This window comes from Companilactobacillus muriivasis, assembly GCF_036246245.1.
Taxonomy (GTDB): domain Bacteria; phylum Bacillota; class Bacilli; order Lactobacillales; family Lactobacillaceae; genus Companilactobacillus; species Companilactobacillus muriivasis.
In genome coordinates this window covers 18,785-45,636 of record NZ_BTTQ01000013.1, presented here as the reverse complement: position 1 = coordinate 45,636, position 26,852 = coordinate 18,785, and the positions used below count along the sequence as shown (strand labels likewise).

Below are 26,852 nucleotides of genomic sequence, written 5' to 3'. Positions count from 1 at the left end.
TGGGTTCAGAAATCTTGACCACTTGCTTAAAAGAATAAGACTGATTTGTGCATAGAAAAAGCACCTCAATTAAGAGGTGCTTTAGGCTCAAAATCATTCATCAATACGATTTGACAAAGAACCTTTTATTCAGTCTCTAAATTTCTATTTCAATAAACTCGACTAACTATATAACCAACAATTAAGCCAATTAAAGCAGGAACCACCCAACCAAGACTCATTTCAGCCAATGGCAAGTAACCATTCCAAACTAAAATCTGATGGACAAATCCATTGGCTTGTAAAGCTTTCGGCAATGCTTCGATTCCGGCAAACAATGCTGGAATAATTGTGAATAACGTTGTAATTCCGAAAATCCACTTTGAATCACCTAATACTGGTGTCAAAACAGCAACGATAATCAAAACCATTGCCAACGGATAAAGGAACATCAAAACTGGTGTCGAATAATTTATCAGACGTGTCAATCCGATATTGGCCACTAAGAATGACACTATCCCGGCTACAATCAAGACGACTTGATAGTTAAATTTGGGAAACATTTCTTTAGCAGTTTCACCAACAGATGAAGTCAAACCAATGGAAGTTTTCAAGCAAGCGATAATCGCAATCAATGCCAACAAAATGCTCCCGAATGATCCGAAATAGTAGTTGAAAACTTGTGCTAAAGTAACTCCACCATTAGTCGCTAAAGGCAATTTATTTACGCTCATCGTTCCAATCAATGCTAAGAAAGCATAAATGATTCCCATTAAAATTACGCAAATAAACCCTGAACGAATGGTATCTTTGGCAATTTGACCTGGATGCGTTACACCCAATGACTTAATCGTATCAATGACGACCACTCCAAATGCCAATGACGCCAACGCATCCATCGTATTATAACCTTCAGTAAATCCAGCTAAAACCGGACTCTTGGCGTATTGTCCTTGAGGAATGGCATTCAAGCCACCCATAGGTTTAATAACCGCGGTTACAACCAATATCCCCAATAAAACTAGAAATATCGGTGTCAACCATTTACCAACATAGACCATCAGTTTACTTGGCTTTCTAGCTAACCACAATGTAACAATGAAAAAGACAGCTGAGAATATCAGCAAACTGACACCCTGTTTTGACTTGTCCACAAACGGTGCTAATCCCAGTTGAAAAGATATCGTTGCCAACCGTGGAATCGCAAATAATGGTCCCATGGTCAAATACAACAGAATTGTAAAAATGTAAGCAAACGGCCGATTCACCTTGCCTGCCAGATCAAAAACACTGTTACTGCCAGTCATACCCATACTTGCAACTCCAAGCAAAGGCAGTCCGACACCAGTTATCAACAATCCAATAATAGCGTAAATAACATTACTACCAGCCTGTTGCCCTAGGAAAACAGGGAAAATTAAGTTCCCTGCGCCAAAGAACAAACCGAATAGCATAGATCCGATAAAAAATAGATTTCTCCAAGTTAATTTTTCATTCATTAATTTCACTCTCTTACATAAAAGTCCATCTAAATATAATAAGCGAGTCTGGCCGTTAGGACAACTGTTTTATTAAAATATAACCTTAAGTGCCGCCTCAGGTAGTCAGTAATGCAGTCCCGCTATGAGGACCGGTTCGAGCCGAAGTGCGGTCTCGAGCCTCGCTTTTGAGCCTTGCAAGACCGGCAAGTCTCAAAAGTCGTCCTGTGGAGTAAGCGCTGAAGCGCTAACTCCACCTTCACAGCGGTCTGCATTACTGACGACCTGAGGCTAGGTTATTTTAATACACAGTTATTCACTTATTATTGATATATCTGATTCTTCATTTGGATTTTCTGACTGCTAAATATTCAGAACTTATCCACAGATACGTTTAAATACTAACCGAAATGTCCACAATATCAGCCAAACCCTAAAATCAATCGTAATATCATTAAATATATCCAATACCAACCAATCGATTAAGACCCTAGCCGGAGGGGACGAGTGATGAAGACCTGCTGTGCAAGTGTCGTTATGGCTTTAGCCATTACAACACCGACGTATTCTGAAATTCGAGTGGTTTTCTCGAAGTTCAGAATCGAGGCGCGAGACCTTGGCTCGCACTGGTCGCATAGCGGTCTTCATCACTCGTCCCCTCCGGCGGCATTACATATAAAAAAAGACATACTCCAGAAGAGAATGTCTCAGTATTGCCAGAAATATATTTAGGCTTTGTATGTATCTTCAACCCATTCGTTTGTAGCAACACGGTAATATGTGTGACCGTTGTATGTCTTTGTTTGATCAGTATACCAAGGTGTCTTGTTTGCTAAACCACGGTTTGTGACAACTGTTGGTGTGCCATCGCTACCAAATGCGAAAAGCTTTACGAAGTTTCCGTTGGCGTTGTTAACAGTAATAACACTGCTTTGAGCACTACCATTTGTTTCAGCGTTACCATCATATTGAGTCAAGTTGTATGTTTGGATCAAGTTGTTCAATGATGAAGCATAGTTAGGTGCTGTAGCATATCTACCTTGTAACCAGGCAGTAGCATCCTTATATGACTTAGTATTTTCTTTCCATGTACCACTGTAATAACTTGAGTTCCATGCAACACCGTTGCGCAACTTGTTTCCGTTGTCAGCGAATGATTCATAGTAACTTGGGTACTTTCTGAAGTTGGCGTTAATTGTATACCAACCTTGTGCTGCACTCCATTCAGAAGTTGGCATTGTTACATAGGCGCCATTATAGTCACCCTTAATACCAAATAAGTTATGACCTTGTGTAGCCAAAGTTGAAGTACCCCAGCCACTTTCAAGGATAGCTTGTGCCAACATAACTGAAGTATAAAGGCCGTATTGTGATGCAGCCTTTTGAGCCATTGGTACAGCTGAACTCAAGAATGCTTGTTGTTGTGCAGTTGTTGCACCTGTAGCAGCTTGGATAACTGCTGTAGTATTTAGTGCGTTATTAAGTGATTCACTGGCAGCTTGAACAGTAGCTGAAGTAGCGACTGTTGTATCTGCTTTTTTAGCTGAACCGGCAATGACATTTGAACTATTATCTTGTGATTTATTATTTACTTGTTCGGTACTTGTTTGTGCTGCTGAAGAGTCTGCAGTATCTGTTGTTGCAGCTGACACGATTGAAGGTGTCGCAGTTGCAGCTAATGTGCCAAGTACTAATGCACTAGTTAGTAGATTTTTTTTAGACATAGAATGGTTTCCCCTTAATAAATAATCTAGTTATAGACTACTATTTAAAAAAAGTAGTTTCAACAAAACCTGGATTTTGTAACAAGAATTAAACATTCGAAAATAAATTGTAATTTTTTGCCACTTGACATTAAGAATTCCTTAAGAATCTAAAGATTTCTTATAGTGAGTTACGAAAATTTAGCGAGAATTAGCCAATTTTCCAGCAATAATTACAAAAATATTTCAATGTAAGCAAATAAAATAATCGGTAGTTAGAATTATATTGTTATATTATTTGAGAAGAATCCCCTTATAGCACGCCATCTAGGCCTTATTGAACGTATTTGTCGCCTCCTTTTATTTTGTGAGTTTTTACACTACCACTAAAATTTTACAATAAAAAAAACCGCCATTCAGCGATTTCCTATAATTTTGAAGTTAACTTAACATCTGGATATTTGTTAGCAAACCAGTTTTCCGCAAATCTATTTTCAAATAAGAATAATGGTTTGTCATCCAAATCTTTCACTAACATATTTCTAGTTGAAGACATTGATTGATCCAATTGTTCAGGGTCGACCCAACGGGCAATTCTGGAACCGATTGGCTTCATAACAACATCACAGTTATATTCGTTCTTCATTCTAAATTGGAAAACTTCAAATTGAAGTTGACCAACGGCACCTAAGATATAGTCGTTAGTTGTGTACTTCTTGTATAGTTGTACAGCACCTTCTTGAACAAGTTGTTGCATACCTTTATGGAATGATTTTTGCTTCATAACGTTCTTAGCTTGAACTTCCATAAACATTTCAGGTGTAAATTGTGGCAAATCTTCAAATTGAACTGACTTTTTACCTTCATAAATCGTATCGCCAATTTGGAAATTACCTGTATCATACAAACCAACGATATCACCAGCAACGGCAGTTTTAACTGTTTCTCTTTGGTCAGACATGAATTCAGTCGCATTGTTCAAACGCATGACTTTACCAGTTCTTTGCAAGGTAACGTCCATGCCTCGAACGAATTCACCAGAACAAATTCTGACGAAAGCAATTCTATCACGGTGATTAGGGTTCATATTAGCTTGAATCTTAAAGACGAATGCTGAAAATTCAGGATCATCTGGTTTAACAACTTCATCACTGTCTTTTTCAGTATGTTCAGCAGGTGCCGGAGCCATATCCAAGAATGTGTTCAAGAATGTTTCCACACCAAAGTTTGTCAAAGCTGAACCGAAGAAAACTGGAGTTTGGTTACCAGCTTGAACTTTTGCCAAGTCAAACTTGTTACCAGCTTCTTTGATCAAATCAACTTCACCAAGAGCTTGTTCGTAAACACCCTCTTCTTCGATTGGATTGTGTTCAGCCAATTGGCCTTCATCGTTTAATGGCAAGAAACGGTCATCGCCATCTTTACGATAAAGTTCCAAACGGTTATTGCTGATGTCATAGAGACCCTTTAATTCCTTACCCATACCGATAGGCCAGTTCATGGCACAACCTTCGATATTAAGTAAGTCCTCAAGTTCAGCAATCAAGTCCAAAGGATCACGACCATCACGGTCCAACTTGTTCATGAATGTGAAAATAGGAATACCACGTTTTTTAACAACTTTAAATAATTTCTTAGTTTGTGGTTCGATACCTTTAGCAGAATCAATAACCATGACAGCCGCATCAACAGCCATCAAAGTACGGTAAGTATCTTCAGAGAAATCTTCGTGTCCTGGGGTATCCAAAATGTTGATATCCTTGTCACGATAGTGGAATTGCATTACAGAACTGGTAACAGAAATACCACGTTTCTTTTCAATTTCCATCCAGTCACTAGTAGCAAATTGACCAGACTTCTTAGCTTTAACAGTACCAGCAGAACGAATTACCCCACCGAAGTAGAGCATTTGTTCTGTGATTGTTGTTTTACCGGCATCCGGGTGAGAGATGATGGCAAAGGTTCTTCGTTTGTTAACTTCTTGTTCTAATTGTTTTTGATCCATATTAATTTATTGGAGTTCCTTCCTTTTGTTGGTTGTTAAAATTTCAAGGATTATTGGGATATGCCGCCTCCAGGAGCCAGAAAATTAAGCCTGCTGTGCGGACCGGTTCGAGCCATAGTACGGTCTCGAACCTCGATTTTGAGCTTCGCAAGGTACGCGAATCTCAAAAATCGTCCTGTGGTGTAATGGCTAAAGCCATAACGCCACCTGCACTGCTGGCTTAATTTCTGGCTCCTTCCGGCTAGTTTTTCTGTTTCTTACTAATTATACACATCAGTCAAAAACTCCTTGCGTGCGACCGATGTGACTAATTTAACTCATGTTTTGGACATATCCTTGTTTTAAATGTATTTATTGAATTGAATAGATAATTAAGAATTAATCTTAATGAGTATCACATTTACCTATTATATTATAGAAATCATTTTTAGAGGTTACTAATATTTATAATCCACTGCAGCAGATAAATAAATTAGTCGGAGGTGGTGAGTGATGGAGACCTGCTGTGCAAGTGTTGTTATGGCTTTAGCCATTACAACACCGACGTATTTTGAAATTCGAGAGATTTTCTCGAAGTTCAAAATCGAGGCGTGAGACCTTGGCTCACGCCGGTCGCATAGCGGGCTCCATCACTCGCCACCTCCGGCGGCCCCGCCTCATAAAAAAAAGAAATACTGTTAGTATTTCTCCTTATACATGTTAGTAGTAACGTTCTTAAGTTTAGCATCAGGAACTGTCACGATAACATTTTCAATTCTCGAACCATTCAACTCGCCTGATGTAATTACTGTTCCATCGCTTAATTCGAATGATTGAGGATGTTTAGCATCTGGGATTTCTCCAAGATTCATAATTAAATATCCAGCAATCGTATCCACATCTTCAACGTGAATATCTTCTTCAAAGAGTTCATCGAAATCTTCAATTGTCATTAATCCGACAACTGAGAATTTGTTAGCTCCTAATCTTTGGAAATTCTTCGTTACTGGATCATATTCATCATCGATTTCACCAACAATTTCTTCTAGGATATCTTCAATTGTTGCTAGTCCAACGATACCACCATACTCATCAACGACCATGGCAATTTGTGTCTGGGTGCTACGCATTTTCAAGAGCAAACTATCAATGTTCGTGGCTTCAGGTACAAACAATGGATCTTTCATAATTGACTTCAAATTAATGTTGTCAAAACCGACTTCACGGGAACGTTTTAATAAATCCTTTATATGGATAATACCAATAACGTTATCTTTGTCGCCACCATAAACTGGAATTCTTGAATATGGCTGATTCAAAATGGCATCAATATTTTCATCGACTGAATCATTGATATCCAACATGAATGTATCAGTTCTTGGAACCATTATTTCTCGAGCAGTCTTGTCACCAAAACGGATAATTCCTTGTAACATTTGATACTCATCAGAATTGATTGTCCCAGTATTACGAGACTTTTTCAGCGTTGCAATCATTTCATTTCTAGTAATCGGTTCATCTTTTTTACTGAAATCAATCGGTGTGATTTTCATTAAAAGATTAATAGTCGAATCTAGCAACCAAACAAATGGTTTCAAGATCCAACCGAATAAACTAATTATTGGTTGTGTGAAACTTGCCACTTCATACGGGCGTTGTAACGCTATCCTCTTCGGATACAATTCCCCTAAAACTAAAGTAATGAACGATAAAATCACCGTTATGATTACTATTGAAACTTCCCGGCTACCAGGAAAATCTCCAATCAAACCTTCCATCCAAACACTCAATGTCGTAGCGGCACTGGCAGATGATAAAAATCCTGCTAAAGTAATTGCCACTTGAATCGTCGACAGAAATTTGTTGGGTTCATTGATCATTTGGAGAATTTTCTTAGCTCCGCGGCTATTCTTAGCCTTTTCCTCAACGGACGTCTTATTAACAGAAACAATCGCCATCTCGCCTGCTGCAAAAAAAGCATTTAATATTGTCAAAACAATTATTAAAATCAGCTGCCCGGAAAGCGACGCTCCAGAAGAGTCACCACTCATTTAACTCGCACTCTCTTTCATATGTAAACTTAAATACTTCACCTTTGTTGCCTCCAGAAACAAGTATTTCCACCTACACTGAAATTAATTCATTGCACGTGGAAATACTCGTTACCTCAAATTCAGTTATCTTTACCACAATAACTTCAAAACTGGCAATTCTTAAGTTAAGTATAAACAAAACAATTATAACAGGTGTTCAAACATTCAACAATAAAGGTTGGATTTTTATTTACCGCTCCAGAGATGAGATTAGTCACCTGCTATGCGGAACGGCCCGAGCCGAAGAGCGGTCTCGGACCTCGGTTTGAAGCCTTACCAAAGTTCGGTAAGTCTCCAAACTCGCCCGGTGGTGTAAGAGCTAAAGCTCTAACGCCACACCCACAGCGGGTGACTAATCTCATCTCTTCCGACTCTTTCTTATGCTTCAATGTATTCCTTTAATATTTTATATAGAAGGTAACCTGCAATATATAAAATATTAATCTCAATATTAGCTCTATTTGATTCAAAAAATAGCAAGAAGTATTTTCATTAAGCTTCATGAAAACATCATTGTACTTATTTACTTTCATATTATTTACAATTTTTCATACTGATTCATCCTACCTAATTCTAAACTACGATAAAATATCAAACTCTACATAGTAAACAAAAAATAAATTCCCCACCAACCCACTAGCCTCCGGGTGACAGAGATTGAGACCGCAGTGAAAGTGGAGTTAGAGCTTTAGCTCTTACTCCACAGACGTATTTTGAAATTCGAGTGGTTTTCTCGAAGTTCAAAATCGAGGTGCGAGACCTTGGCTCGCACCGGTCTCACAGCAGGCTCATATCTCTGTCACCCGGAGGCGGCACAACAATATATAATGTTTCGAATCTAACCCACATTAATGATAGAATAGACCTATCAGTATATAGGGAGTATCTTAAAATGTCTAACAAAAAAATTGCTGTGATCTACCTGTTTTTCTTCATCATCCCTTACGTTCTCTGTCTCTCAATCATCGGAGTTTCATACAACTCTTTGGTTCTGCACGCTTTGACATGGAGAATCGTGGTTGGTGGTATTGTTGGAGCCTTTGGTATGTTTGCGGTAAAGGTTATTGCCCAACGTCCCGTGTTGATTATGTATCGCAGTTCAACACGTAAATTGCTAAAAGAATTGCTTAATTTCTTTATTTTGGAAAGAAGTAAATTTGTCATCGGTGCTAATTTGATCGTTGATTTCTTCTTTTCCATTGCCAGCATTTACTTAGTAGCTAAATTTATGCCACTAACAATTATTCTTGGTAGAACTTTGGGTTGGTTAGTACTAATCCTAGTAATATCACTGACTTTGGCATCATACCTCGAATTTGAATCACTCTCGATTTACACAGAGAAGAAAAAATAAAACTTGACTTATTTAATTAATCATTGTAAGTTTGAAACAACTTAATTGCAGGAGGAATCGGACATGTTGAAATTTAACCAAACATCATCAGTTGAATCATGTTGTTGTGTAGTAATGAATGAACATTACTATACTTTTTCAACATGCCTAATACCACTCAATTGATAATCAAGTAGTGAAAACTAAAAACTATCAAGCGGAGTTGACATTAGTCAGCCCCGCTTTTTTGTGTTCTTAGCTACTTAAATATGCCAGTTTTCAATCCAACCATTTATTATCAAGCGTTCTTCTCCAAGCAAAGTAAATTTCACCATGCTTGCAACGTATACTACCTTACTCAAGTAGTAATTTTTCTTTCAAGGTTAAAAAACTATACTTCTTCACATGAGCAAAGAAGTATTGATTAGATAATGCATGATAATAAGTTAGTAATTTAAACAAAAATAAACTAGTTGGAAGAGCTGAGCGTATTCATCTGCTACGAAAGTGGCGTTAGAGCTTTAGCTCTTACACCAACGGGCGAGTTGGAGACTTTCCGGTCTGTGGAAAGGCTTCAACCGAGGTTCGAGACCGCACTTCGGCTCGAACCGTACCGCGCAGCAGAATGAATACGCTCAGCTCTGGAAACGGCATAACAACACTACTTAGAAGGGAGTTACTTGTGGAACATATCAAAATTGGAATTCTTAATTTAATGCAGAACAAAATCGAAACGATGAACAATTTTCAAACTGTCTTAGGCGACCAAGTGGAATTGAAATTTTACTACTCCGCTACTCGTTATGTCGATAGAAAACTTGATAAATCCATTGTTTCAAACATGTCACCATTAGATTTAAATGAGATACCTGATCTGGATGGCTTTATTATTACGGGAAGTCCCGTTGAAAAATTAGATTTTCCTCAAGTTTCATACTTTGATGAAATCAATGAGTTGATCGACTTACTCGACCAATTAAACATCCCCCAGCTCTATGTCTGTTGGGGCGCCATGGCTGCCCTTAATCGTTTATATGACATTGACAAAAAAATTCTGCCACACAAGGCATTCGGTATCTTTCAAAATCAAATCTTAACTGATTCACCTTTGTTAGAAAATATTTCTGACAATTTTCCATCACCTCACGCTCGTTACGCTGAGATGAGTCATGAACAGTTGAATAATGAACCAAGTTTACAAATTTCAGTTGTCAGTGAAAATGGTCTGTTGACATTAGTTGAATCAACTGAGAAACATCAAATATTTCTTTTTTCACATTTAGAATATCAACGTGACAGTTTGGACAATGAATATCACCGTGAACTCAAAAGTCCTAAAGTATTGAATCCATTGCCCGCTATCAACTATTATTCCCCACTCGACCATCAGCCAACTTTTGCTTGGCAAGAAACACAATTACAATTTTACAATAACTGGTTAAAAACCGTTAACGCACATAAATTAACTACATGCTAAGGAGAGATTTATTATGACAAAAATTGCACAAAATATTACAGAATTGATTGGCAACACACCTATCGTTAAATTGAACAACGTCGTTCCAGAAGATGCCGCTGACGTTTACGTTAAGCTTGAGTTCTTCAATCCCGGCAGTTCTATCAAGGATCGTATTGCTCTTTCAATGATTGAAGCTGCTGAAAAAGCTGGCAAGATTAAGCCTGGCGACACATTAGTTGAACCAACATCTGGTAACACTGGTATCGGACTTTCACTCGTTGCCGCTGCTAAAGGTTATCATTTGATTATCACCATGCCTGAAACAATGAGTATCGAGCGTCGTAAATTAATGCAAGGTTATGGTACAGAATTAATTTTGACACCTGCTAAAGGCGGTATGAAGGCTGCCATTCAAAAAGCAACTGATTTAGCCAAGGAAAATGGTTACTTCATGCCAATGCAATTCCAAAATCCAGCTAACCCTGCTATCCATGAAGCTACTACTGGTAAAGAAATTGTTGATGCCTTTGGCGATACTAACGTTGATGCTTTCGTAGCTGGTGTTGGTACTGGTGGTACTCTTTCTGGTGTCAGCCACGCATTAACTAAGGCTTATCCAGATGTGAAAGTTTATGCTTTGGAAGCTGCAGAATCTCCTCTATTAAAGGAAGGAAAGACTGGAGCTCACAAAATTCAAGGAATTAGTGCCGGTTTCATTCCAGATACGCTAGACAAACAAGCTTATTCAGATATTATAGAAGTTACGAGTGATCAAGCAATCAACATGGCACAAGCAGTTAGTCACAAGGAAGGCTTTTTACCAGGTATTTCTGCAGGCGCTAACATCTTTGGTGCGATTGAGATTGCTAAGAAACTTGGCAAAGGTAAGTCTGTCGTAACCGTTGCACCAGATAATGGTGAAAGATATCTTTCAACCGATTTATTTAAGTTTTAGGAGACATATTCTTTTTAACCAAACTTATTTTATGCGAAAATAGACAGTGATGATTTTTTATACAGGGGGATTTATTATAATGAAAAAGCGACTCGCTTTAATTTTAACTACAATTGTGGCCTTAGTATTGGTACTAACAGGCTGCTCAAGTAACAAGGCTGCTAGTGATACAAAAACAGCTGGCACATTAACCATTGGACTAGAAGGAACTTACGCTCCTTATTCATACCGTGACAATGGTCAACTCAAAGGATTCGAAGTTGATCTTGGCAAGGCTGTTGCTAAGAAACTTGATTTAAAGGCTAAGTTTGTTCCAACAAAATGGGATTCACTAATTGCCGGTTTGAACTCAAACACATTTGATGTTGTTTTGAACAACGTTGCAATCAACCCAGCTCGTGAGAAACACTACATCTTCTCAACACCTTACATTTACTCAAAATCAGTTATCATCACTAAAGATGGTACAGGTATCAACTCAGTTGACGATATTAAAGGTAAGAAAATTTCTGCCGGTACTGGTACTGACAACTACAACCATGCTGAAAAGTTCGGTGCTAAAGTAGTTCCAGCTGCTGATTTCCAAACTGACATGTCAATGATCGACCAAGGACGTGTTGCTGGTGCTATCAACTCTAAGGAAGCTTTCTTATACTGGAAAGAAAGTCACAAGAGTACTGATTTGAAATACATCACTATTCCTGATAACAAATTAGCTGCTTCAAAAATTGCTCCAATTTACAACAAGAAATCAACTCACCTACGTGGCCGTGTAAACAAAGCTATCAAAGAACTTTACAAAGACGGTACAATGAAGAAGCTTTCAGTTAAGTACTTCGGTGAAGATATTACTAAAAAATAATTTTTAAACTAATTGAGGGGGTTTAAACTTCATGTGGCACATTATCATTACGTCATTACCAGAAATGATTTCTGCAATGTTGCAGTTTACCATTCCACTGGCAATCATTTCATTCATTTTTGGCTTGATTCTAGCCGTATTAACAGCGTTAATTAAATTTATCAAACCGAGTGAAAACAAAGTAATCAAATATCCATGGTTAGTTCTCCGCGCGATTGCTGACTTTTATGTTTGGTTATTCCGTTCCACTCCACTGCTGGTTCAATTGTTCATCATCTTCTTTGGTCTTCCAAGTGCTGGCATTCAACTTTCACCATTCATCGCAGCCGTAATTGGCTTCTCCTTGAATACTGGAGCCTATGCTTCAGAAACAATTCGTTCAGCCTTGATGTCAGTTCCACAAGATCAATGGGATGCTGCTTTCACATTGAATTTTACGACTAAGCAAACTTTAATGAAGATTGTGCTGCCACAAGCTGTTCGAATCGCTTTACCACCACTATCCAATTCATTTATTGGTTTAGTTAAAGATACATCATTGGCCAGTTCCATCACTATTTTGGAAATGTTCCAAGTCAGTCAACAGATTACTGCTAAGAACTTCCAACCACTCTTGATGTACTCATTAGCTGCTTTCCTATATGCTGTCATCTGCTCATTGTTGACACTTTTACAACATTATCTCGAACGCAGAACTTCAAAATATGTTAAAGGGAGTGAAGCCTAATGATTTCATTAAAGAATATTGTTAAAAAATATGATGGCAAGGAAGTTTTGAAAAACTTGTCTGTTGATTTCCCTGATGGCAAAACAACTGTTATCCTAGGACCTTCCGGTTCTGGTAAATCAACATTGTTACGTTCACTTGATCTTCTAGTTAGACCCGAAAGCGGCACGATTAGCTTTTCTGACCTTACTTTAGATTACGCAGAACCTATCACAAAAAAGAAAAGTTTCGACGTTCGCAAAAAAACTAGTATGGTTTTCCAAAATTGGAACCTCTTCCCTAACTTGACCGTTCTTCAAAACATCACCACTGCACCAGAAACTGTTTTGAAAGCTTCCAAGAAAGAAACTGAAGACCATGCTCGGAAGTTACTTTCACAAGTTGGTTTAACAGAATATGCCGACCGTTACCCTAGTCAATTATCCGGTGGTCAACAACAACGCATTTCAATCTGTCGGGCTTTAGCAATGAACCCTGAATACGTCTTGTTGGACGAACCAACCAGTGCGCTTGATCCTGAGCTAGAAACTCAAGTCTTGTTGATTTTGGAAGAACTCAGCAAGTTGAAGCAATCAATGATTATCGTGACACATAACATGCAATTTGCTCGTTCCGTGGCTGATAAAATCGTCTTCGTTGAGAATGGCGACATCCTCTTCGATGGCACACCAGATGATTTCTTCAATCATCCTACAACTAGAATTAAGGACTTCTTGTCCGGCATTACATTTGATGATAGTAAAATAATGAAGTAAACCTCAAAAAGTCCTGATTGAAATTCAAATTCAATCGGGACTTTTTTATACTTAAATTAAAAGTCTACATCTTCTGCTTTAACAAACTGATTGCTACCAACCCGATAATAAGTTAGTCCATCAATCATTTGAAACCTGTCAGTTTTATATGACTTTCCAGCAGGTAATTTATTTGAAAGTAAATTACCTTTTTCGTCATATAAGTTTGTTACCTGTTTAGTTGTAACTACGGGATTGGAATAGGCATATTCATACACTTCACTTGTTGCAACAAATTCATTCGTTGCAACACGATAATATTTCTTACCATTTATTTCTGTATATCTGTCACTATACCATTCAGTTGCTGGTGATAATTCACGATTCGATTTTTCATTACGAGCATTGACTAAATGACCAAAATTATCTTTATAAACACGTACATAACTGTTGTTAGCAACGTATACATAAACATCATTGGCATTGACCCATTTATCTGTCGCTACTCGATAATATGTTACTCCATTTAATTCCATCGATTCATCATTATACCAAGCTGAATCAGGACTTAGGAATATATCAGGAATAACTTGACCATCAGTTCCATATACTTGAACTTTTGGACGATTGCCAAAGGTTGCTGAAGTTTGCTTGATATCTTTGATTGTGTTGGTTGTTGTCTCTGGAGTTGTATTTGTGGAACTGGAACTACTGCCACTACTATGACTTGGAGTTGGTTGTGGTACTGCTGACGCTACATAATTGTCATAGTATGCATCAACAAAATCTATTGGATTAGTATCCTTTAATCCTTCCAGCGTGGATCCGTGATCAAGCATATATTGTATAACATCATTAATGATAGCTTTTAGATTCTTTTCATCTCCAGGAAGAATTATAAGGTCCTCATCGCCTTGATCATTTATAATGTCAGAAATACTTATCACCTGATTATCTGGACCAAAAAGTCCTAAATCTATCTTTGTATTATCCAAATCAAGACTATCATTTTTACTATCTGGCAATTTATTTAGTTCATTTTGAAAGTCAGCTACACTTGTTACATTAGTAATTCCAGCAGGGAATGTGGCATTAGTTACATTGTTCTTACTTGAATTATCTTCGTAACTAATATTTATTTTTAAATTATATGGATAAATTTTTTGAACAACTACATTTATAGGTCCACTTTTATCAACTAAAACCTTAGATTGTTCAGGAGCAAAATACCCCGGAATAGACTTAATATAAACATATCCGCCTTCATGAGACTCAAATGGTTCAGTCGTATATATTGGCTTATCCGCATCTTGGTTTTGGTCAGGGGTAAAGTATTGAACATATGAAGTCAATTTTGGTCTCTCAACTGCCACCCATGTGGTATTACCTTCTGGAGCATGAGTACCAGCTGTCGAAGGATTATAAAGATTGATTAATGCTGAATACTCCTCTATAGGATGTTTGGAGTCCTTAACTAGTGGCCAAACAGTTGGATCGTCACGATTTGTATCATTTTTCCAACCAGCATATTTATCTGAATCATATGTAAAGTCTGCTGTTTGATAATCGGTTTTACTATTTAAAACTATTTTTCTAATCTTACTAGCCGGTACATCTTTATCTTCGTAATAATCATTATCGTTAAAATTTAATAAGTCGAGTAAGTATAAGGGACTAATATTTCCAAAAGAAGATAAATCAAGTGATTGCAGATTTCTACATCCCTTGAACATTGCTTCCAAATTGGAATTAGAAAAACTAACGTTGGTTAAATTTACGCTCTCTAAACTACTATCGGCAAAAATTCCATACATTTGTATTTCACTATAGTCATTCGGATCAGCATTATTTATAACGGTCATATCCGTCATATCAGCAGTTTTTAGATTTTTATTACGTGCAAACATACTTGTATAGTTCCTGATTGTTGAACTTGTAAAGCCTTTAAAATCTGCCACAGTCATTCCACTATCAGAAAATAGTGATGAAATATCTGTAGCACTGCTCATATTCAAGTCTCGCCAATTAACATTATGTAAACTTGTGTCATACCAGAACATACCTTCAAAGCTTTGTGTTTTAGACGTATCTAGATCAACTAAATTATCAACCTCTTTTAAATTTTCCATCCCAGAGAAGACTTGGTCAATCTCTGTTCCAGCAACGACCTTTCCATCAAAAACGACCTTTTGAATTTTATCAATATATTTTTTATCTCTAAACGGATTGACGCTCTCGTAATCAACCGATGCCCAAGTACCGGCTCCTATATGTAATTCTCCAGCTTGATTAAGATACCAATCACTTCCTGTTTCACCACTACTTGAATCTGTACCTACGAATGCTTTTCCATACATCTCACTTGAGGCAATATTACCTTTAGAATCTGTCACTTCATTTGGAGTATTGGAAATTTGATTATCACTTTGATCAGTATTATCACTTGTTGCTTGAGGTACTTCTTCTGAATCTTTCGGAATTTGGCTTTCATCAGTATTAGAAGTACCAACCTTAACTGCAGTGGGAGTCACCTTTTCTTCATCAGTCGTTTCAACTTTTCCAGTACCACCTAGATTAGGAATTTGAGCACCAACAGTTGGTTTCCCACTTTGATCAACAGTACCGTCATCCTCTTTTTGTGTACCAGAGCCATCTGGAACTGTTCCTTGTACGCTCTCTGTTTGTTGAGTATTAACAGTATTAGTATCAACGTCATCAGCCTTAACAACCATTGATGGCATTCCTAAAATGATTCCACCCGCTAAAGCCAGAGTAGTTGCTACTATCCAGTTTTTTCCTGATTTATACAATTTCTTTCTTAAAATTACATTGGATTGTTTTTTCAATTGTTGAAATCTCATACCAATCACCCGTCCCCTTTATATCACCATAATAGTTCTTTTGATTCCTTTTTTACGTCAAATATAAATAAATAGGTAAGGTTAACATATCCGTTTATTTTCAAATTACCAATAGAAATTCAGTTAGTCGGAAGAGCTGAAAATATTTACCCGCTGTGGGTGTGGTGTAAATGGCTTTAGCCATTTACACCACCGGGCGAATTTTGAGATTCGCGTACTTTGCGAAGCTCAAAATCGAGGTTCGAGACCGCACTTCGGCTCGGACCGGTCCGCATAGCAGGTAAATATTCTCAGCTCTAGAGACGGTTTTTATAATACAAAAAAATCCAGCCACGAATTAACGTTGACTGGATTTTCTATTACTCACTAATAAAATCAATAATATAACGACTGCCATTGGCAATAATAAACGGACCATATCATACAACATGTTGAAGCCGACCAAACCGACTAGCATTGCTGCAAGAAAAGGCCAAAAACCTAATTCTTCTCGAAAATCAGTTACCATTTGTTGAACTAAATTGTTGGTACGAATGAGGATTACTAAGAATAAGATCAACCACACATTGTATCCCATTGTTGACCAAGCTTGAGTTAACTTGATCAGGAATGCGAAGGCAATCAGCGCATAGGCTACGATGCCTTTGGTATCTCTTTCTCTCAAACGTACGTCGCTAGTTAACATTAAGGCAACTAAGAGAAGAATATTTGATATTAAATTATAAATATTCACAACAATTCCCCTTAATTAAAATCATGCTTTCTAGTATAGCAAGATTTTTAAGAAATATTATGACTTATAGGAAAAATTTAATTATTTTGTATAACTTCCTCAAAACTAAATTTGCCATCATCGTAACTCATCTTCACGACTGCACAGTTATGGAAACTGACTTTATCCAAGATATCCTGAACCTTCATCCACTTTAACAAAAACATATAGATTGCACCGCTATGGCTGACTGCCAACACGTTTTCATTATCTTTTGCATTCTCCATAATATTTGTTAGAGTCTCATTCATACGATTTTGAACAGCATAATCTGCTTCTCCCTGAAATTGGACAAAGAAATCTCCATAAGTGTTCTGTCCTGGTTTATTAGGCGGATTTAGATACTCCGGTTTCGCCTCAAAGACTCCAAAGTTCCATTCCTTTATACCCTTTATTCGTTGATATGGTTGATCAGTAACCAATTCCAAAGTATCGGAAGCACGTTCTTGAGTTGAAGAATATGCATGGTCAAATTTAATTCCTAAATCTTTAAAATGTTTACTAGCCGTTTTAGCTGAATCAATCCCTTTTTGCGTTAATGGAGAATCACAGGCTCCTTGGATTAAGTGTAATTGGTTAAATAATGTCTCTCCATGACGCATTAAATAAAGTGTTTTTACCATTTTTTCACCTCGTTACTTTTATCTAGCACCATTACTATAAGGCAAAATTGATTGCTTGTATAATACTTATTTCTAATCACTTGTTATGTTTAACGTGCATAAGTAAAAATATTTAGAAAATAAAGGGGCTGTGACGTAACTATTTTCACCTTAAACGTGCAACAAACATAGCTTTTTCTTCTTAAAACAAATGCCCCCAGCAATCCAAAATCGGATTACTGGGGACATTTGCCTTAATGCTTGAAAGCTGACCATGTTTTGTCACACTCTCTCACTGCGTAATACTATCTGATAAATTCCAGTAAATGGTTCCGGTATATTTACCACTTGGCACGACTCCGGAATTAACGTGCAACAGCACACCTTTGTCACTGTCCCACTCATCCGAAACCTTTGTAATTTCTTGTGTTGGACTGGCTGTCATATCTTCATCAATTAAAACTTTTCCATCTTGCATTGAAGAAGTATTTCCGGATTCATCAGTAAATACTAAGCCACCATTAAAAACATTATTACTTTCATCGACTAATTCTGTACTATTAGCAGTCAATACCCAAGTAGTGTTGGTACTATTGACTTCAACTCCCCAATCATCTTTACGGGGAATGATTCTTTCTTTTTCATCAGCGCGGACAAATTGGAAGTCATATTCATCTTTACTTACCAATGATAAATCGTTCTTTTTAACTTTTACAATATACGTTACCTTGTCCGAAGCAAGTGTATCAGGGATTCCATCTGAACCAACATAATTTGGATCCACAGCATACACGGTAATTATATGTTCATTCTCATCGGTACTATTGAATGGAATCGCAAAGTGGCCGTTTGGACTGGCGGTGTCTTTAACTAACTGAGTATCCCCACCATCGACCGATACATAAAAATTAATATCACTATTATTAATTGGTTGTTCAACATTTGGTGTATCATTCTCAACAATTTTCATTGTACCCGTTAAATCAACCGAATGGTCAGGTGACGTTGTAATGACATCATCTGAAGTTTTTGTAAGTGTCAAAGTTGCTCGAGCAGCTTGAATCGTAAACGGCGGTGTCTGCACATCGGTCTTGTAATTATCACCTTCCAAAGTTGCATGGGAAAGTGGTACTTGTAAGGCTGTATTGACGTTAGGCACAGGGTCTGCGGTCGCATTGAGCTCGATATTTGCCCACGGATTGGTTAGGCTCAAAGAATTTGCAATTGTAAATGTTAACATCTTGACAGTTGAAGTTTTTCCTGTCTTTTTATCTATTACTTCTGTATCTTTTAAAGCACTAGCTGGAATAGGCTCTGAATTTGCATTGGCATAAGTTACCTGTCCAATGTTCCCCGAACTATCAGGCGTTACCGTTACATTATCTGGTACATTAACTGTCGCAGTGACCGGTAACATATCTCTTTTACCAGATTGATACTGCAACATATAGTTAAAACGTAATTTATCGTTAGGATGAACTGTTTTTGTTTCAGTTAAAGTTTTATCATTATCCTTCATAACATCGGTACTTGAGCTGACTTTGGTTTTATTAGTTTCATCAACAACATAAGCATTCTTATCAGCCTCTACAAGTGATGGCAATTCTTCAAAAACCACCGCATTTGTGGCCGAGTTCAGTACAGTGCTATTTGCACCTACAAAACCATAGTATAGTTTTGTATCGGTAGTTGCGCCTAGTTTTGATAAATCCAACTTCAATTCACGCGTAATCAATTCCTGATCTCTGTCTGAACTAGGCGGTTCCAGCCCTTCAATAGTTTTATCATTAAAAACATATTTCAGAGTTGCATTTGTTGAACCAGCTTCTGGAGGCGTATAAGTAACTGTCAAATGATGCCATGCCAAGGCGGCTGACGAAGGCGTTACAAAATCAGTTTCATCAATATCATTGTGAACCAATTCATAAATAGGCCCATAGTCAGAAAATAAACTTCCATAATCATAAGTACCAATATTTAAGTAAGCATCCTTATCCCCTGGATATGACCATGCTAAATGTCCCCACATCTCTTTAAAACCTCTATTGAGCGAATTACCCTGGAAATCCAAAAGAGTATTATTTACACCTTTTTGATAACTATCCAGTGTTTCTCCGGGATTTGCGACCACTGTTTTACCATAGACGGCCTTACCGTCTTGACTCCCCGTAGGAACGCCATCAAACTCCAGTGCCCAACTATTCTGAATGGCTGTCAGAGCCATTGCTGAACTATTTTTTCTCTTCTTTAAGTCACTGCCCCAAACTCCTAATGATTCTCCGCCGGCAATATTGTTTCCATTCATGGCAATAGCTTTAGGACCAGAATTCTGCAAAACAAATACTAACCCTTCAGATCCATGGTAACTGGACCCACCCATAAAAATCCAAGCGGATAGTGTTTGCTTTTTCCCAGCATCAAAATAATTATCAATTCCATCAGTTGGGTTACTCCAAATTGAGGAAACTTGATTTTGATTTCCACCATTAATTATTTCGACGACATGTCCACTCTTAACAGTTGATGGGATCGTTGTACTTGAACCTTGAGTAAATAAAGAAGCCTGACTCAAGAATCCAATATTAACGCCGGTGGGTGCAGCATTCATCCCATCACCGTCTGAAATACCACCTGACGCTTTAATTATCGTTACATTTGTTGCAAATAGGGCTAATAAAAGAATAATTGAAGAAATAATCCACGTACTCAATTTTTTCAAGAGTTACACCCCCAGCATATATTTGTTTAATCATATTTATTATATTATCTCACGTTTAAACAAATATTTGTGTCATTTTAGGAAAGGCTTTCATTTGTAAAGTGATTGGTTAAAAAAAGGAAGTCCTCAAATTGAGAACTTCCTTCTTTTAGATACTATCTGATAAATTCCAAGTAATTGTTCCACTGTACTTTCCACTTGGAACTACTCCTGAATTAACACGCAATAAGACTCCCTGATTTTTAGCCCAAAGTCCAGAAACATTGGTTGTTTCCGGAGTTGTGCTGACGGATGTATCCTTATCAATCAAAACAGGATTATTTTGCAATGATGAAGTATCACCATTTTTATCGGTAAAAATCAATCCACCGTTGAATGTATCACCACTCTTGTTAACCAAAGCACTACTTTCAGCTGTTAACGTCCAAACGGTATTAGTACTTTCAACTTGAACGCCCCAATCATCTTGTCGATCAATTGTTTGAGCTCGATCATTGGCACGAATAAATTGAAAGTCATACTCGCCTTTACTTTCCAAAAACAGCTCTTTATCAAGCACCTTAACGGTATACACTTGTGAATTAGATTTTCTTCCATGAGTGTCAGTTACATACAAAGTAATCGTATGTGTCTTAACTGACAAGTCAGAAAATATCTTATCAAAACTGTTAGTTGCAGCATTGGTATCGCCGGTAAGTTGTTCACTCGCTTGATTGATCCCATCGACATTGATGTGCAAAATCATATCAGAACTCTTAAATTCAGTATTATCGGCATAACTAATCTTGCCACTTAACGTAGCATCTTTATTAACAAACGTTGTCAGGTCAGTCTTATCTGCCGTCAAATTCAACGCTGTATCTGGTACAGTTACATTATATGATAACGTGTTAGATTTCAAAGCTGGTGTTGCACTATCAGTTAAATAAATATCAACTGTATTAGTCTTACCCGCTTCAATCAAATTAGCGGGAACATTAGCTGTAAATTTTCCACTAATAATCGCATCATCACCAGTAAGTTTCGATGTGGTTTCGGTTCCATTTACAACTGTGTGAAGAGTCATATCAGAATTTTTGAAACTGCTGTTATCGTTATAATTGTCAGTTGCATCAATCGACAAATCAGTATTTCCAACTGCAGTCAAATCGCTGGGACTATCTGAATTGATTTTTAATTGTTTGTCAGCAACTGTGACATTATAAGTTAGCGTGTTAGAAGACAACGTATCAGCGATGCCATCTGAACCGACATATTTAGGATCAACCGCTCTTATGGTAACCGTATGATCTCCAACATCCTTACTGCTGAATGGGATGGTAAACTTTCCGTTAACACTAGTATCTTTGACTAGCTGAGCATCCCCATCATCAACTGAGACGTAAAAATCAATATCGTTATTATCAATCGTTTGATTTTTATTGGTATCATTTTCAACAATCTTCATATCACCAGTTAAATCTACTGGCAAATTTGGTGAAGTTGTAACTTTATCGGCTGAAGTTTTTGTAAGTGTAAAAGTTGCTCTGGAAGCTTGAATCATAAATGGTGGTGTCTGCACGTCAGTCTTGTAATTTTCACCTTCCAAAGTCGCGTGAGAAAGTGGAACTTGTAAAGCACTTTGGGTATCAGGCACATCATCAGCAGTTGTATTTAATTGAACGTCTGCCCATGGATTGGTCAAACTCAATGCTTCTGTAGTCGGAAATGATAATTCTCCATTCTTTAAAGCATTAGAAGGAATTACTTCTGAATCCCCGTTCGCATAAATAACTTTCCCGATATTGCCTTTACTATCGGTATCGACCGTAACATTGTCTGGTATGTTAGCCGTTGCAGTTACTGGCTTCATATCTTGTTTACCAGATTGATACTTTAACATGTAATTAAAACGTAATTTATCTTTAGGATGAACAGTTGTCGTTTCAGCTAAAGTTTTATCAGCATCTTTCATAACATCAGTACTGGAGCTGACCTTTGTTTTATTGGTTTCATCAACAACATAAGCGTTACTATCGGCCTCAACAATTGATGGTAATTCCTCAAAAACTACCGCATTAGTGGCACTGTTATTAGTACTATTAGCAGCCGTAAAACCATAGTATAGTGGTGTTCCGGTTGTAGCATTTAGATACTTTAAATCCAAATCTATCGTCTGTGAAATTGGCGTCTGATCAATATCATGTTCAGAAGGCTTTAATCCGGCCAATGTCTTATCATTAAAATTATAAGTTAATTTAGCTACCGTCGAACCAGCTTCTGGTGGTGTATACGTGATTGTAAAATGATGCCAAGCCAATTGTGCTGTTTGAGGTGTTACAAAGTCGGTTTCGTAAGCATTATTATGTACCAATTCATAATATGGATTTATACCACTTGTACCCATTTTGAAATAAGCCTTTGGCAAACCAGGATATGCCCATGCTAAATGTGACATAAAATCTCTGAATCCTCTATTTGGAACATTTCCGTACATATCTGTACCTTGTTGATAGCTATCCAGTGTTTGGCCTAATGTACCACCTGTTCCGCTATTGACCTGAGCAGAAGTTATTTTATTGGGAACACCGTCAAATTCCAATGCCCAACTATTCTGAATGGCTGAGGCGGCCATGGCAGTGGTACTGGACTTTCTCGATAAGTCACTACCCCAAACACCAAAGGATTCGCCACCAGCAATTTTAGTACCATTCTTAGCAATTGCTGAAGTACCAGTATTTTGCAAAACAAACGCCATACCTTCAGAACCATAGGCTTGTGTCCCACTTAAAAATAGCCAAGCAGATATCGTTTGTTTATTTCCAGTATCAAAATAATTATCAACACCGTTGTCACGGTTACTCCATACTGAAGAAACCTGATTTGAATTACCACTATTGATAACCTGAATAACATTGTTTTTTTCAACAGTCGAAGGCAGTGTATCTGGACCTTGTACGAACAAAGATGTTGGACCCAAACTACCAATATTAATACCTGAAGGAGACACATTCATAATATCAGTATCATTAAATCCGGCATTGATTGTTGTTATATTTGTTGCCATTAAGGTAAGCAAGAAAACCATTGAATAAATTATCCATAAACTCAATTTTCTCAACAAAAACACCCCCAATAAACGTGTTTAAACATTCACTAGTTTTATTATGACACGTTAATCAGTTTAAACATGTTCAAATTTGGAAATTATTTTTAACAAAAAATCAGATTTTTAATAATTAAAAATAATTTGTGAGAATATTTTAAAAATTTCCGATAAAAAAAAGACCGCCAAATGGCAGTCTAATCAGGATATAGCAATCCTAATGGTGTGACAGTTCCTTATATCTTTGCATCCAAAGATCCACATAAGCTTGTGAAAATGGTCCTTTGCCCTTATCGATCCAATCAATTAAAACGTCGACATTATAATGTAAGATCTTATCTATTTCTGGTGGATAATTCCACATTTTACTGTGTGCAGCGTACTCATCCACATCCAGCAATCTTTTCTCCCCATCAGGGAAAACTTTAACATCTAAATCGTAATCAATATATTTGATGGCCTCTTTGTCCAAAGCATATGGTGTCGCCAAATTGCAGTAATAAGATACTCCACTTTCTCTTATCATAGTAATAATATTGAACCAATATTTCTTATGAAAATAGACCAGTGCGGGCTCTCGAGTTACCCAGCGACGTCCATCTGCTTCTGTGACAAGAGTATTCTCATTACAACCAATAATTTCGTTTTCACTTGTCTTTAGCACCATTGTTTCACGCCAAGTACGATGTAAATGACCATCATGCTTATAACTCTGGATTGCTACGTAATCCCCTTCTCTAGGAATCTGCATAACTTACCAGCTTTCTCTAAACCTAATTCTTATCCAAAAAAAGTATACCAGAGCTGTGAAACTAATAAAAGCTATCGTTATTAAAAGTTGCTATATAACGTGTAGTGCTAATTAAATATCCCGTCTACAGAGCTGGGAAATATTCACAAGCTGTGCGGAACGGTCCGAGCCAAAGTGCGGTCTCGAACCTCGGTTTGAAGCCTTGACACAGTTCGTCAAGTCTCCAAACACGCCCGGTGGTATAAGGACGGGAGAAATCTCCCGTCCTTATACCACTACCACGGCACACAAATATTTCCCAGCTCTTCCGACTAATAAATCGGTATTAATTGAATCCAATAATATTCAAATATATACTTAAACTATTTTTACACTAAAAAATAATTGACTCTATTATTTGTAATACATCAAAAAAAAAAAAAGCATGCGTTATATATCTATCTACAATTCAAAAACAGGAAACCTCCATTTTGAGATCTCCTGTTTCTTTATTATTCTTCAGACCCTAGAACCTTTTTGATTTCATCAAATTTATAACCTTTTGTCATCAAATAATTAATCAACTTGGCTGGTTTATCATAACGATGTTGTACCTTACTGACTAACTTACGTAACTTGTCCAGTTCCTCATCTTCATCTGGTTCTAACTCCAAGTTTTTGATAGTTTCTTCGATCACTTCATTATCAAAACCTTTTTGGTACAAACCTGAACGAAGTTTTGTCACCATTTGTTTAAATGATGCTCGATGCTGCTTTCTCACTTGTTTCTTGGCAAACTCAGTCGCATTCTCCAGTAATGTATCGTAATCAATTTCAACTACCGAATCTTGAATGATATTATTTGGAACTCCTTTTTGGGCCATCTTCTGTTCAATAATTTTGGGTCCATTGGATGTTGTTCGCAGTTGGTTACTGATAAAGCTTTTTGCATATGCCGCATCATCTAAATAATGAAGCTTTTCTAAACGGCCGATAACCTCATCGACTGCATCACGATGATATTCTTTCTTATATAAATAGTCTTTAATTTCTTTTTTCGTCCGTAATTGATAACTCAAATAATTCAAAGCATCCCCATATGCTTTGTTAATATTTTCGGAATCTTGGATTTCTTTGATTTGGTCGTCAGTTACTTCGACGCCATTCATCAACCTAAAATCAATTAAAGTTTGTTCTGCTACTGGGAACGCATACTTGCCATCAAGGAAAACATTATAGCGTCCTTTACGTTTCTGTGCCTGTATTTTCGTGACTTTTGCCAATATATTATTACCTCACCATGTTATACTCTAATATGAGTTTATCGCAAAAACATTCAAAGGAAAAATTTATGCCTACAAATAATATTACGCAAGAATTAAATATCGGCGATCGGTTTCCGCTAACTATTAAGCGAATTGGAATCAACGGTGAAGGAATTGGTTTCTTCAAACATGTGATTGTCTTTGTTCCAAAAGCTGTCCCTGAAGATATCATCGTCTGTGAATTAACTGATATTCACGAACGATTCTTAAATGGTCGCATCCACAAGATCAGAAAACCTAGTCGTTTCAGAAATCCCGACACACCAGAATTAGCTGACGAAGTCGGTGGACTAGAATTTGCCCATATCAATTACAAAGATCAATTACATTTCAAATCAAATATTCTTCGTGAATCATTGGATAAATATAAGCCATACGCTCACGACAAATATATGATTAAACCAACAGTTGGCTCAGTTCAACAAGAAAAATATCGTAACAAAGCTCAATTTCCTATTCAAGAATTTGATGGCGAAATTCGTTGCGGACTTTACAGAACTGGAACTCAAGATTTAGTTGATTTGACTGAAATGCCTACACAAATGGACTTAACTATGAACGCTATGCGCAAAATTGTTCAAATGGTTAAAGATTTGGAAATTCCAGTCTTCAATCCTGAGAAAAAATCCGGTATTTTGAGTATGATTGTCATCCGTGAATCAGTTGAATTTAACCAACTACAAGTTACTTTCATCACACGTTCACCTAAGTTCATTAAGGAACACCAACTAATCGAAAGAATCCAAAAGGAAATTCCCGAAGTTAGTTCAATTTCTCAAAATATCAATAAAGAAGATAAAGGTGCTGTCTGGGGCGATGAAACTAAATTGCTTTGGGGTGACGAATATCTCCAAGAAGATATCAACGGCTACCTATTCAACTTTTCACCACGTGCTTTCCTACAACTAAATTCACTTCAAACTGATAAGTTGTACGATCTAGTTTCCCAGGCGCTCGAACCAAACCAACGTGACGTCCTATTGGATGCTTACTGTGGTGTCGGTACGATTGGTATCACGATGGCTAACAAGGTTAAGCAAATTTATGGTATCGAAATCATCCCTGAAGCTATCGAGGATGCTAAAGCCAATGCCAAATTAAATGAGGTCGAAAATGCCGAATATTACGTCGGTTCAGCCGATGAAATTTATCCTAAATTGTTGGAAGATGGCAAGGCAGTCAACGCTGTCGTTGTTGATCCTCCACGTACTGGCCTAGATAACAAATTGATTGCTGCCTTGAATCGTAACCCAGTTAACAAATTGGTTTATGTTTCATGTAACCCATCAACTTTGGCAAAAGACTTGGTAACATTGACTAAAGAATACCGTGTTATCTACTTACAACCAGTTGATATGTTCCCACAAACTCCACATGTTGAAACGATTGTTAAATTAGTTAGAAGATAAATTTTATCCTTCTAATATTACATTACGTAAAAAAATGGACCA

The 26,852-nt window shown here is 37.2% G+C and carries 18 protein-coding genes; 7 read left to right on the top strand and 11 right to left on the bottom strand.

What is annotated here, in order from left to right; all coding sequences use genetic code 11:
* Positions 1–149: 149 nt before the first annotated feature.
* The 4 genes from brnQ to AAA923_RS11685 all read right to left on the bottom strand — a co-directional run bounded on the left by brnQ (position 150) and on the right by AAA923_RS11685 (position 7,195).
* A complete protein-coding gene (gene brnQ / locus AAA923_RS11700) occupies positions 150–1,478 on the bottom strand; it encodes a branched-chain amino acid transport system II carrier protein (protein ID WP_338217336.1) in 1,329 nt (442 codons plus the stop codon).
* Positions 1,479–2,185: 707 nt separating this feature from the next.
* Positions 2,186–3,181, bottom strand: a complete 996-nt coding sequence (locus AAA923_RS11695) for a glycoside hydrolase family 73 protein (protein WP_338217335.1) — start codon at positions 3,179–3,181, stop codon at positions 2,186–2,188.
* Between the two features lie 406 nt (positions 3,182–3,587).
* Positions 3,588–5,165 carry a peptide chain release factor 3 gene (locus AAA923_RS11690; protein ID WP_041500457.1) on the bottom strand — a complete coding sequence of 526 codons (1,578 nt, stop codon included), beginning with the start codon at positions 5,163–5,165 and terminating at the stop codon, positions 3,588–3,590.
* 677 nt (positions 5,166–5,842) lie between these two features.
* Positions 5,843–7,195 carry a hemolysin family protein gene (locus AAA923_RS11685; RefSeq protein ID WP_338217332.1) on the bottom strand — a complete coding sequence of 451 codons (1,353 nt, stop codon included), beginning with the start codon at positions 7,193–7,195 and terminating at the stop codon, positions 5,843–5,845.
* A gap of 934 nt (positions 7,196–8,129) precedes the next feature.
* On the opposite strand from AAA923_RS11685, the gene AAA923_RS11680 reads away from it, so the two are divergent.
* From AAA923_RS11680 to AAA923_RS11655, 6 genes are all read left to right on the top strand, one after another.
* Positions 8,130–8,591 (top strand): hypothetical protein, encoded by a 462-nt coding sequence (locus AAA923_RS11680; RefSeq protein WP_338217330.1) that lies wholly within the window; start codon positions 8,130–8,132, stop codon positions 8,589–8,591.
* A gap of 661 nt (positions 8,592–9,252) precedes the next feature.
* Positions 9,253–10,047, top strand: a complete 795-nt coding sequence (locus AAA923_RS11675) for a homoserine O-acetyltransferase/O-succinyltransferase family protein (protein ID WP_338217329.1) — start codon at positions 9,253–9,255, stop codon at positions 10,045–10,047.
* Between the two features lie 13 nt (positions 10,048–10,060).
* Positions 10,061–10,984, top strand: a complete 924-nt coding sequence (cysK, locus tag AAA923_RS11670) for a cysteine synthase A (protein ID WP_338217327.1) — start codon at positions 10,061–10,063, stop codon at positions 10,982–10,984.
* A 79-nt stretch (positions 10,985–11,063) separates the two neighbouring features.
* Complete coding sequence (locus AAA923_RS11665) at positions 11,064–11,846, top strand: transporter substrate-binding domain-containing protein (protein WP_338217325.1); 783 nt, start codon at positions 11,064–11,066, stop codon at positions 11,844–11,846.
* Between the two features lie 31 nt (positions 11,847–11,877).
* A complete protein-coding gene (locus AAA923_RS11660; RefSeq protein ID WP_338217323.1) occupies positions 11,878–12,573 on the top strand; it encodes an amino acid ABC transporter permease in 696 nt (231 codons plus the stop codon).
* Positions 12,573–13,328, top strand: a complete 756-nt coding sequence (locus AAA923_RS11655) for an amino acid ABC transporter ATP-binding protein (protein ID WP_338217322.1) — start codon at positions 12,573–12,575, stop codon at positions 13,326–13,328. The genes AAA923_RS11660 and AAA923_RS11655 overlap by 1 nt, the downstream gene beginning before the upstream one ends.
* 56 nt (positions 13,329–13,384) lie before the next feature.
* On the opposite strand, the gene AAA923_RS11650 is transcribed toward AAA923_RS11655, so the two are convergent.
* From AAA923_RS11650 to recX, 7 genes are all read right to left on the bottom strand, one after another.
* On the bottom strand, positions 13,385–16,168 hold the full coding sequence (locus AAA923_RS11650; protein ID WP_338217320.1) for an SLAP domain-containing protein: 2,784 nt from the start codon (positions 16,166–16,168) through the stop codon (positions 13,385–13,387).
* A 337-nt stretch (positions 16,169–16,505) separates the two neighbouring features.
* Positions 16,506–16,901, bottom strand: coding sequence for a hypothetical protein (locus AAA923_RS11645; RefSeq protein ID WP_041500442.1), 396 nt, complete (start codon positions 16,899–16,901; stop codon positions 16,506–16,508).
* Between the two features lie 77 nt (positions 16,902–16,978).
* Complete coding sequence (locus AAA923_RS11640; RefSeq protein WP_338217318.1) at positions 16,979–17,563, bottom strand: histidine phosphatase family protein; 585 nt, start codon at positions 17,561–17,563, stop codon at positions 16,979–16,981.
* A 271-nt stretch (positions 17,564–17,834) separates the two neighbouring features.
* A complete protein-coding gene (locus AAA923_RS11635; RefSeq protein WP_338217316.1) occupies positions 17,835–20,261 on the bottom strand; it encodes a hypothetical protein in 2,427 nt (808 codons plus the stop codon).
* A 148-nt stretch (positions 20,262–20,409) separates the two neighbouring features.
* Positions 20,410–23,361: an L-type lectin family protein gene (locus AAA923_RS11630; protein ID WP_338217314.1), complete on the bottom strand. Its 2,952-nt coding sequence runs from the start codon at positions 23,359–23,361 to the stop codon at positions 20,410–20,412.
* A gap of 202 nt (positions 23,362–23,563) precedes the next feature.
* Entirely contained in the window at positions 23,564–24,097 is a 534-nt protein-coding gene (gene ntdP, locus AAA923_RS11625) for a nucleoside tri-diphosphate phosphatase (protein ID WP_041500436.1), read from the bottom strand.
* Positions 24,098–24,588: 491 nt separating this feature from the next.
* Entirely contained in the window at positions 24,589–25,359 is a 771-nt protein-coding gene (gene recX / locus AAA923_RS11620; RefSeq protein ID WP_338217312.1) for a recombination regulator RecX, read from the bottom strand.
* Between the two features lie 68 nt (positions 25,360–25,427).
* Between recX and rlmD the strand changes: the two genes are divergently transcribed.
* Positions 25,428–26,810, top strand: coding sequence for a 23S rRNA (uracil(1939)-C(5))-methyltransferase RlmD (rlmD, locus tag AAA923_RS11615; protein ID WP_338217311.1), 1,383 nt, complete (start codon positions 25,428–25,430; stop codon positions 26,808–26,810).
* The last annotated feature ends 42 nt before the right edge of the window (positions 26,811–26,852 follow it).

What these genes read in the sequence shown, in the direction of transcription:
- AAA923_RS11660 (WP_338217323.1), top strand. Translation starts at nt 11,878, where the DNA reads ATGTGGCACATTATCATTACGTCATTACCAGAAATGATTTCTGCAATG.
- rlmD (WP_338217311.1), top strand. Translation starts at nt 25,428, where the DNA reads ATGCCTACAAATAATATTACGCAAGAATTAAATATCGGCGATCGGTTT.
- cysK (WP_338217327.1), top strand. Translation starts at nt 10,061, where the DNA reads ATGACAAAAATTGCACAAAATATTACAGAATTGATTGGCAACACACCT.
- ntdP (WP_041500436.1), bottom strand. Translation starts at nt 24,097, where the DNA reads ATGCAGATTCCTAGAGAAGGGGATTACGTAGCAATCCAGAGTTATAAG.
- AAA923_RS11650 (WP_338217320.1), bottom strand. Translation starts at nt 16,168, where the DNA reads ATGAGATTTCAACAATTGAAAAAACAATCCAATGTAATTTTAAGAAAG.
- AAA923_RS11655 (WP_338217322.1), top strand. Translation starts at nt 12,573, where the DNA reads ATGATTTCATTAAAGAATATTGTTAAAAAATATGATGGCAAGGAAGTT.
- brnQ (WP_338217336.1), bottom strand. Translation starts at nt 1,478, where the DNA reads ATGAATGAAAAATTAACTTGGAGAAATCTATTTTTTATCGGATCTATG.
- AAA923_RS11695 (WP_338217335.1), bottom strand. Translation starts at nt 3,181, where the DNA reads ATGTCTAAAAAAAATCTACTAACTAGTGCATTAGTACTTGGCACATTA.
- AAA923_RS11680 (WP_338217330.1), top strand. Translation starts at nt 8,130, where the DNA reads ATGTCTAACAAAAAAATTGCTGTGATCTACCTGTTTTTCTTCATCATC.
- AAA923_RS11690 (WP_041500457.1), bottom strand. Translation starts at nt 5,165, where the DNA reads ATGGATCAAAAACAATTAGAACAAGAAGTTAACAAACGAAGAACCTTT.
- AAA923_RS11685 (WP_338217332.1), bottom strand. Translation starts at nt 7,195, where the DNA reads ATGAGTGGTGACTCTTCTGGAGCGTCGCTTTCCGGGCAGCTGATTTTA.
- AAA923_RS11640 (WP_338217318.1), bottom strand. Translation starts at nt 17,563, where the DNA reads ATGGTAAAAACACTTTATTTAATGCGTCATGGAGAGACATTATTTAAC.
- AAA923_RS11665 (WP_338217325.1), top strand. Translation starts at nt 11,064, where the DNA reads ATGAAAAAGCGACTCGCTTTAATTTTAACTACAATTGTGGCCTTAGTA.